This is a genomic window from Acidovorax sp. (genome assembly GCF_022763525.1).
Lineage (GTDB): Bacteria > Pseudomonadota > Gammaproteobacteria > Burkholderiales > Burkholderiaceae_C > Acidovorax.
The window spans coordinates 1-9,154 of sequence record NZ_JALEGG010000014.1 but is presented as its reverse complement, the minus strand read 5'-3'; the positions used below and the strand labels follow the sequence as shown (position 1 = coordinate 9,154).

Below are 9,154 nucleotides of genomic sequence, written 5' to 3'. Positions count from 1 at the left end.
ATGGCCTGCGCGTGCCGGGTGCATTCGACGGGTTCGAGCTGGCCGTGCGCGCCGTGCTGGGGCAGCAGATCACCGTGGCCGCCGCACGCACCCTGGGCCAGCGGCTGGTGGAGCGGCTGGGCGAGCCGGTAGAGACGCCCTGGGGCGACCTGAACCGGCTTTTTCCCACCGCCCGCACCTTGACTACCGCCGAGGGCGAGGTGCTCGGCCAAATGGGCATCGTGCGCCAGCGGCAGGCCGCCATCGTGGCGCTGGCGCGGGCGGTGGACAGCGGCACCCTGGCCCTGCACGCCGGCGCCGATGTCGCCAGCACCACGGCGGCGCTGTGCGCGCTGCCCGGCATTGGCGACTGGACGGCCCAGTACATCGCCATGCGCGTACTGCGCTGGCCCGATGCCTTCCCGGCCGCGGACGTGGCGCTGCACAAGGCACTGGGCGTGCAGGGGCAGAAGAACCCCGCCCGCGCCGCCGCCGAGGCCTCGCAGGCGTGGCGCCCCTGGCGCAGCTATGCAGTGGTGCGCGCCTGGGCGGCAGGTACGGTCAGCGCGCCGGCCGGCCCGCCGCCTGCGCCTGCGCCTGCGAACACACTTCCCAACCATTCACTATAAAAACAATAGCTGCTTGCGCTTGTCTACCAAGCGCTGGATGCCAGTTTGACCTTGGAGATTTCTCACCATGCAATACCACCCCCGCACTGTGCAGATGCGCACCGCCACCGTGCTGGGCCCCGTGCGCCTGGCGGCGTCGCCCGCGGGCCTGTCGGGCGTCTGGTTTGAAGGGCAGCGCCACGAGCCGGTCTCCTGGCTGAACGGCGCCAAGCCCTGGGCCGATGCCGATGACCATCCCTTGCTGCAGGAGGCCGCACGCCAGCTGCAGCAGTACCTGAAAGGCGAACGCGCGGGGTTTGACCTGCCGCTGGACCTCACGGGCGGCACGCCGTTTCAGCAGGAAGTGTGGCGCGCCCTGCTGGCCATCGGCCGGGGTGCCACCACCAGCTACGGCGCCCTCAGCCGGCAGCTGGGCCGCCCCTTGGCGGTACGTGCCGTGGGCGCCGCAGTGGGGCGCAACCCGCTGAGCGTGGTCGTGCCCTGCCACCGCGTGGTGGGCGCCGGCGGCAGCCTCACGGGGTATGCCGGTGGCCTCGATCGCAAAGCGGTTTTACTGGCGCTGGAAAATGCGCTGCCACCCCTCTTGTCCACCGCCAGCGAAGGAAACGCATGAACCACCCCGCCGCCCACCAGCCCGTCTCCACCTGGATTGGCGAATTCATCCTGCTGGCGGCGCTGTGGGGCGCATCGTTCCTGTTCATGCGCATGGGCGCGTCCGAATTCGGCCCCCTGCCCATGGTCGGCCTGCGCGTGGCCCTGGCCACGGTGTTCCTGTGGCCGATCATGCTGCGCCAGGGCCACTGGCCCGCGTTGCGCCAGCACTGGCGCCCCATTTTGTTCGCGGGAATCATCAACTCAGCCATTCCCTTCGCGTTGTTTGCCTGGGCGGTGCTGCACATCGCTACGGGTCTGACCTCCATCCTGAACGCCACCGTCCCCTTGTTTGGCGCCTTGGTGGCCTGGCTCTGGCTGGGCGACCGCATCAACCGCCTGCGCTGGGTGGGCCTGGCCCTGGGTTTTGCGGGGGTGGCGCTGCTGGCCTGGCGCGCTCCCGCCGGCACGGGATTCAAGAGCGACCAGGCCGAATGGGCCATTGCGGCCTGCCTGCTGGCGTCGGCTTTCTACGGCTTGTCGGCCAGTTTCGCGCGGCGCTATCTCACGGGGCTGCCGCCCCTGGCGACAGCCACGGGCAGCCAGCTGGGCGCCGCGCTGGGGCTGGCGCTGCCCACGCTGTGGCTCTGGCCCGCGCAGATGCCGGGCCTGCGCGCCTGGGGCGCCATCGTGGCCATTGCCGTGCTTTGCACAGGCATCGCCTACATCATCTACTTCCGCCTCATTGCGAGCGCAGGGCCCAGCCGGGCCCTGGCCGTGACCTTCATCACGCCGGTGTTTGCCGTGCTGTACGGCACGGTGTTCCTCAGCGAGCGCATCACGCCGTGGATGATCGGCTGCGCGCTGGTCATCATCTGCGGAACGCTGTTGTCAACAGGGCTTGTCAGCACACTGCGGCCGACGGCGTTGCGTAACAAATCGTGTTAGTTCCGGCCATGAGGCCCTAAACTCGGCCCATGGGTTCTTCACCGGAGTTTCACAGTCTGAGCAAGTCCGCCAACTCCGTTCAAGGCGCCAAGGGCGTTGGCGCTGCAAGCAAGGGCGCAGTCAGCGATTTCCTCTCGTCACCTGCGGTCGCTCGCATGGTGCCGCAGTCGTCCCTCCAGCCGGCGCATGGGTAACAGCACGCTTTTGGCAGGAACGGCGCTGATGGCGCTGCTGCTGGTGCTTGCCGGGTTGCCGCCGCGCGAAGCGCTGCACCCATCGCGCCGCACGCTTTTGCTGCTGGGGCTCTGCGGCGGGCTGGTGTCGGTCGGTGCCTTCGAGGCACTGCAGTGGAATGCACCGGAGCTGCAGGTGGTGGCCTACCCCACGGCCACCGCGTTCATTGCACTTTTCTTCGGCCTGCCGGCGGCCTTTCTTACCGGCGTCATTGCCCTGCTGGCCGTGCTGCGGGTGGATGCCACCGCCGCCGCGCCCGCTGTGGCTGTTCTGGGCGCGGCCCTGGCTGCGGGGCAGCTGTGGCGCCTGGCAGGCCAGCATGCGCTGCTGCGCTCGCGGCCTTGGACGTCATTGGCGGGCCTGACGGTGACCCTGCCGCTCGCTGTCGCCGCCGCCCTCTGGACCACCCGGCTGGCACCCGGCACGGGTGCAGCCCAGGCGGCCTCGCTTCCCTGGTACCACGGCGCGGGCATGCTCATGCTCGGAACCGGATGGCTGCTGCTGCGCAGCAAGGCACGCTCGGATCTGGCCCGCGAAGACATTCAGCAGGCACTTGCGCAGCAGGACCAGCAGTTGCGAATGGCGCTGGACTCCATGGGTGGCGGGCGATGGGAGTGGGACGTGGTGAACCGCCGGTTCCGTTGCCACGGCAGCTTCTATGAAGCCTTCGGTATTACCGCCGCCGACGCCGACGACCCCGATCTCTGGGCGCGCTGGTATGCGTTGCGCCATCCCGACGACGCCGAGCGCAACGCCACCAAGCTGGCGCGCACGATGGACGGCCTGGAGGAAACGTACGAAGCCGAGTTCCGGGTGAAAGACACCGACGGCCGATGGCGCTGGATCATGTCGCGCGGCACCGTGGCCAGCCGGAACGCGCAGCAGCAACCCACGAGCCTGATCGGCATGGACGTGGACGTCTCTGCCCACCACGAAGTCCAGAACGCGCTGCGCGCCTCCGAAGCGAAGTACACCACCTTCTACCAGACGCTGCCCGACCCCGCAGGGATCTCGCGCCTGGCGGACGGGCGCTACATCGACGTCAACCCGGCCTTCTGCGAGCGGCTGGGGCTGCGCCGCGAGGAGGTCATCGGCCAGACGTCCGCCGCGCTGAAGATCTGGGCATCTGAGGAAGAGCGCGCGCGGCTGGTGCAGACCTTCCAACGCGAAGGCAAGGTGGACCGCCTGCCGCTGGTGGCCCAAAGCGGCGGGGTGCGCATCCCGGGGCTGATGTCGGCGCGCGTGGTGCTGGTGGATGGCGAGGATTGTTTCGTCTTCGTCTTCCACGACATGACCGAGACCTACCGTGCCAGCGACGAGCTGCGGGCCCTGAACGGCCTGCTGCAGCAGGCCGGCAGACTGGCCCGGCTGGGCGCATGGGAGGATGAGCGCGGCAAGGGCCTCGTGTATTGGTCGGACGTGTGTTTTGACATCCACGGCCTCCCACCGGGCTCGCCCCTGCCCAGCGACTACATCGACCGCCACGTGGCCCCGGCGTACCGTGAACCCCTGCGCGAGTGCTTTCGCCAGAGCATTCTGGAGCGCTCCGAGTGGAGCATGGAGATGGAGGTCCTGCACACCGATGGCCGGCTGATCTGGGTGCGCGCGCGGGGCGAGCCGGTGATTGAAAACGGCCGCGTCACCCGCGTGCGCGGCGTGATGCAGGACATCGACGAGGCCAAACGCGCCGAGCAGCGCCTGCGGCAGTCCGAGGAGCGCTTCTCGCGCATCTTCCATCTGATGCCCTATCCCATGGGCCTGTCGCACCGCAAGGACGGTCGGTATGTCGACATCAACCCCGCCTGGGTGGAGATGCTGGGCATCCCGCGGGAAGAAGCCATCGGCCGCACGGCGGTGGAGCTGGGGATCTTCACCGCGCAGGATCGCGAACGGCTCATGGAGCAGGCCCGGCAGGGCGGGCAGTTGAGCGGCTATGAAATCAACCTGAGTGTGCGAGGCGGCGGTGTGCGCACGGTCCTGCAGTCGATGCGGGCCACGGAATTCGATGGCGAGCCCTGCTGGCTCTTTTCGGTGCACGACATCACCGACCGCAAGCGCAATGAGGAACAGGTGCGCGAGCGCGAGGAGCTACTCTCTCTCACCATCTCGGCGGCTTCCCTGGGCCTGTGGGACTGGAACCTGCAGACGGGCACGGTGACGGGCGACAGCCGCTGGTGGGCCATGCGGGGCCTGGCGGCGCAAGGCACCGTGCCCGTACCCACGCTGTGGTCCGCCGGCATCGCACAGGAGGACATCGACCGCATCTCCAACGAACTCGCGCGGCATCAGGCCCACCCGGGCACACCGTTTGACGTCACCTGGCGCGTCAACCAGGCCGCGGACGCGGTGCGGTGGGTGCGCAACCTGGGCAAGATCGTCGGGTTCGACGGCCAGGGCCGGCCGCAGCGCATGCTGGGCGTGGCGATCGACGTGACGCCCCAGCGCGAGCAGGAAGTGCTGCTGCAGCGCCTGGCGCTGTATGACGCCCTTACCGGCCTGCCCAACCGGGTGCTTCTGGCGCGCAAGCTGCAGGAATGCATGGACCAAGCGCGCGCCAGCCGCCGGCAACTGGGCGTGGCCTATCTGGACCTGGATGGTTTCAAGCCCGTGAACGACCGGCTCGGCCACGGCGCCGGAGACCGGCTGCTGGTGGTCGTCGCGGGGCGGCTGACCCGTGCGCTGCGGCCCGTGGACACCGTGGCCCGCCTGGGCGGCGACGAGTTCGTGATCCTGATGCCGGGCCTCGAATCGGTGGCCGAGTTCCAGCGCATGCTTCACCAGGTGATGGACAGCATTTCGGCGCCCTATTCGCTCGATACCGAACGCGTGGTCGTCACCGCCAGCATCGGCTACACCGTTTTTCCGCAAGACGAGGCCGACGCCGACGCCCTCCTGCGCCACGCCGACCAGGCCATGTACGCCGCCAAGCAGGCCGGGCGCAACCGCTTCCACCAATTCGACGCCGCGCAGGAGCGCGCACTGCAACTGCAGCGTGAGCAAGGCCTGCACCTGCGCCAGGCGCTGGCCGCGCAGCAGTTCACGCTGTACCTGCAGCCCAAGGTGGACATGAAAACCGGCACCGTGGTGGGGGCGGAGGCCCTGGCCCGCTGGCTGCATCCGCAGCGCGGCCTCGTGCCGCCAGGCGAATTCCTGCCCCTGCTGGAGGGGACAGAGCTTGAAATCGGGTTCGGCGAATGGGTGGTTGAGACAGCGTTCTCCTACCTGGAGCAGTTGCTGGCACGGGGGCTGCGCCTGCCCCTGGGTATCAACATTTCGGCGCAGCACCTGCAATCCCCTGGCTTTGCCAGCTGGATGGCGCAGTGCGCCGCCCGCCACTCCGGGGTGTCTGCGAGCCTGCTGGAGATCGAGATCACCGAAAGCGCCGCGCTCTACGACCTGTCGGCGGTGGCTGACACCCTGGCTGCTTTGCGTGCCCTGGGCGTCGCCGTGTCCCTGGACGATTTTGGCACCGGCTACTCGTCGCTCACCTACCTGCGCCGCCTGCCCATGGACACGCTCAAGATCGACCAGAGCTTTGTGCACGGCATGATGGGCGATCCCGGCGACCTGGCCATCGTGCAAGGTGTGATCGGCCTGGCCCGCTCGTTCGGCTACCGGGTGATTGCCGAAGGCGTGGAAACCGTCGAGCAAGGGCAGATGCTGCTGCAGCTCGGCTGCATCCAGGCCCAGGGCTACTGCATTGCCCGGCCCATGCCACTGGAGGACTTCATAGGCTGGGTGCCGCAATGGCAGCCGCCAGCGGGATGGCAAAGAAGCCGGCTGGTGTGACTGCCCCCGGGCTCATGGGTTGCACCCCGGTTTGATGCAACTGCGAAAAAGCCGATGCCGATGGCAATAAATCCGTGTGACTCAACCGCCAAGGCAGTGAAAATGAATCTTCATTCTTCTCACTCTCGGAGTTTCCCCATGAGCGCTTTGACTCTTCGCAACGCCACCACCTACATCGCCCAGTATGTGGTTCACAAGGGGGGCCTGGTCATCGCCCGCCTGCCCGGCATCGCGCCAGGTGCGACGCTGTCCATCCCGACGGCCGAGAGTTTCGAGGTCATCGCCAGCACCATGCTGAACGGCAACACCTATACCTCTGCTCCAGTAGCGATCGAGGGTGCAACCCGCTTTCTGGCGCAAGTGAAGCAGGTTCCTGCCCAGGGCACCTACGAATTCGAGGTGGTAACCATGCCCAGCAGCATCGCCAACCAGATGCAATTCGAAAAGACGAGCCTCGGGCCCGTCACCTTCCAAATCACGCAACGCGGCGTGCCGTTGCAAAGCGTCGTGGTTTCGGACTCTTTCATGGAGGTCACGCTGGAAATCAGCGATGTGTATTCCGTTTACGCGGTCATCAATGGCATCACGACGGACAGCGTGACCACATCCAACCCCAATGCCACCATCACGGCCACGGCCGAAACGTCTGACATGGAGTTTGGCTACTTCACCCTGGCAGTCTCCTGAGCTCAGGACGCTGCCCCAACCCGCGCGCGTGGGGCAGCACGGCGGTTTGCGCCATGGGCCATCCCTGCAACCGGGAGCTCAGGAGCCCACCAAATCCTTCACCTGCTGCAGTGCTGCCGGGTCCTCCATGGTGGTGAGGTCGCCCGGATCGCGCCGCTCGGCCACGGCCTGGAGCGCTCGGCGCAGCAGTTTGCCGCTGCGGGTCTTGGGCAGCACCGTCACGAAATGCACGCGCGAGGGCCGTGCGACGGCGCCGAGCTGGCTGTCCACCTGCTTCATCACCTCGCCCTCGAGCTTCAGGCGAGCGGCGTCATCGGTCAGGGCCGAGGCATCCCGCACCACGGCAAACGCCATCGCCACTTGGCCCTTCAAGCTGTCGGCCACACCGACCACCGCCACTTCAGCGATGTTCGGGTGCGAGGCGATGCTTTCCTCGATTTCGCGCGTGCCCAGGCGGTGGCCGGCCACATTGATCACGTCGTCCGTGCGGCCCAAGATGAAGTGGTAGCCGTCGGCGTCGCGAATGCCCCAGTCGAAGGTGCTGTAGATCAGGCGGCCAGGGATGCTTTTCCAGTAGGTGTTCACAAAACGGGCGTCGTCGCGCCACACGGTCTGCATGCAGCCGGGGGGCAAGGGCCCCTCGATGGCGACAACGCCTTTCTGGTTGGCACCCGTCAGTTCTTCGCCGTTGCTCTCATCGATGAGCTTCACGTTGTAGCCGTACATGGCTTTGCCGGGGCTGCCAAAGCGCGTGGTCTGCTGCTCCACGCCGTTGGCCAGGGTGAGGATGGGCCAGCCGGTTTCGGTCTGCCAGTAGTTGTCGATGATGGGCACACCCAGCGCATCGCTGATCCACTGCGCGGTGGGCTCGTCCAGCGGCTCGCCCGCCAGCCACAGCGCCTTCAAGGTCTTGACGTTGTACTTGGCAAGGTAGGACGGGTCCTGCTTCTTGAGCACCCGCACCGCCGTCGGCGCCGAGAACATGTGGGTGACCTGATACTTCTCGACAATGCTCCACCACACGCCCGCATCGGGCCGCGTGGGCAGGCCCTCGTACATGATCGTGGTGAGGCCCGCGATCAGCGGTCCATAGATGATGTAGCTGTGCCCCACCACCCAGCCGATGTCGCTGGTCGCGAAGTAAACGTCGCCCGCTTTTGCATCAAAGATGTGCTTCATGCTGGCCGCCAACGCCACGGCATAGCCGCCGGTGTCGCGCTGAACCCCCTTGGGCTTGCCAGTGGTTCCACTGGTGTACAGCGTGTAGCTGGGGTGGGTGGCATCGACCCATTCGCAAGGCACTACCGTATTCAGGTGCTGCTCGCGCAGAGGCGTCCATTCGTGGTCGCGCCCCGGCTGCAGGTGCATGGGCGCCAAGCCCCGGTTGACCATGAGCACGGCTGCGGGCTTGTGCTTGGAAAGCGCGATGGCTTCGTCCAGCAACGGCTTGTAGGGCACTACCTTGCCGCCGCGCGAACCCGCATCTGCGCTGACCACGGCCACAGGCTCGGCATCTTCGATGCGCGAGGCCAGCGAGCCCGAGGCAAAGCCACCAAACACCACGGAATGCAAGGCGCCAATGCGCACACAAGCCAGCATGGCAAAGGCGGCCTCGGCGATCATGGGCATGTAGATCAGCACGCGGTCACCCTTCTTCACGCCCAGCGACTGCAGCACGGCTGCCATGCGCTGCACCTCGGCATGCAGCTCGGCAAAGCTGTAGCTGCGTTCGGTGTTGGTTTCGGTGGAGATTGCCACCAGCGCAGCTTGTTGGGCACGCGCAGCCAGATGGCGATCCACGGCGTTGTGGCACAGGTTGGTGGTGCCACCCGCAAACCATTTGGCAAACGGCGGGTTGCTGTAGTCGCACACCTGCTGGGGCGGGGTCTTCCAGTCGATCAGCTGCGCCTGCTCATTCCAAAAGGCGTCCCGGTCGTCGATGGACTGGCGATGGAAATCGGCGTATGCGGTCATGGTGTTTGTCTCCTCAGCATCTCTCTCGCCCTGCCGGCACAGCAGGTTTTGAATTCATAATTATTCATGACGGGCTTTCGGCAAACTGACGGCTTGCCGGATGACAGGGTCCAGCATTTGCAGGGCCAGGCACAGAGCGGCCCCGCCGCTTTTAAGCCGGCTTCGGTGGGATGGCAAGGAAATCTTCGAAGCCCGTGCGTTGTGAAATACTTATTTCACACAATGGAGTACATAATTCAAACTATGTGGTCCACCCTCATCATGACGCTGCCCACGCAGCCCAACGCCGTGCGGTTGCGAATCTGGCGCAGCCTCAAGGCCCT

5 protein-coding genes and 1 pseudogene are annotated in these 9,154 nt (G+C 66.6%); 5 read left to right on the top strand and 1 reads right to left on the bottom strand.

All coding sequences use genetic code 11. From position 1 onward, the window contains the following. The 5 genes and pseudogenes from MRY84_RS01165 to MRY84_RS01145 form a co-directional block, all read left to right on the top strand. A pseudogene (locus tag MRY84_RS01165) lies at positions 1-608 on the top strand (adenosine deaminase); the annotation flags it as partial. Between the two features lie 67 nt (positions 609-675). After that, positions 676-1,221 carry a methylated-DNA--[protein]-cysteine S-methyltransferase gene (locus MRY84_RS01160; protein ID WP_291503941.1) on the top strand — a complete coding sequence of 182 codons (546 nt, stop codon included), beginning with the start codon at positions 676-678 and terminating at the stop codon, positions 1,219-1,221. Then, the gene (locus MRY84_RS01155) at positions 1,218-2,147 is read left to right on the top strand and encodes an EamA family transporter (RefSeq protein WP_291503940.1); all 930 of its coding nucleotides are present in this window, start codon (positions 1,218-1,220) and stop codon (positions 2,145-2,147) included. Before MRY84_RS01160 ends, MRY84_RS01155 begins: the two co-directional genes overlap by 4 nt. Before the next feature lie 186 nt (positions 2,148-2,333). Next, entirely contained in the window at positions 2,334-6,170 is a 3,837-nt protein-coding gene (locus tag MRY84_RS01150) for an EAL domain-containing protein (protein ID WP_291503939.1), read from the top strand. Between the two features lie 138 nt (positions 6,171-6,308). Further along, on the top strand, positions 6,309-6,857 hold the full coding sequence (locus MRY84_RS01145; protein ID WP_291503938.1) for a hypothetical protein: 549 nt from the start codon (positions 6,309-6,311) through the stop codon (positions 6,855-6,857). A gap of 78 nt (positions 6,858-6,935) precedes the next feature. On the opposite strand, the gene MRY84_RS01140 is transcribed toward MRY84_RS01145, so the two are convergent. Beyond that, a complete protein-coding gene (locus MRY84_RS01140) occupies positions 6,936-8,873 on the bottom strand; it encodes a propionate--CoA ligase (protein ID WP_291503942.1) in 1,938 nt (645 codons plus the stop codon). Between the last annotated feature and the right edge of the window lie 281 nt (positions 8,874-9,154).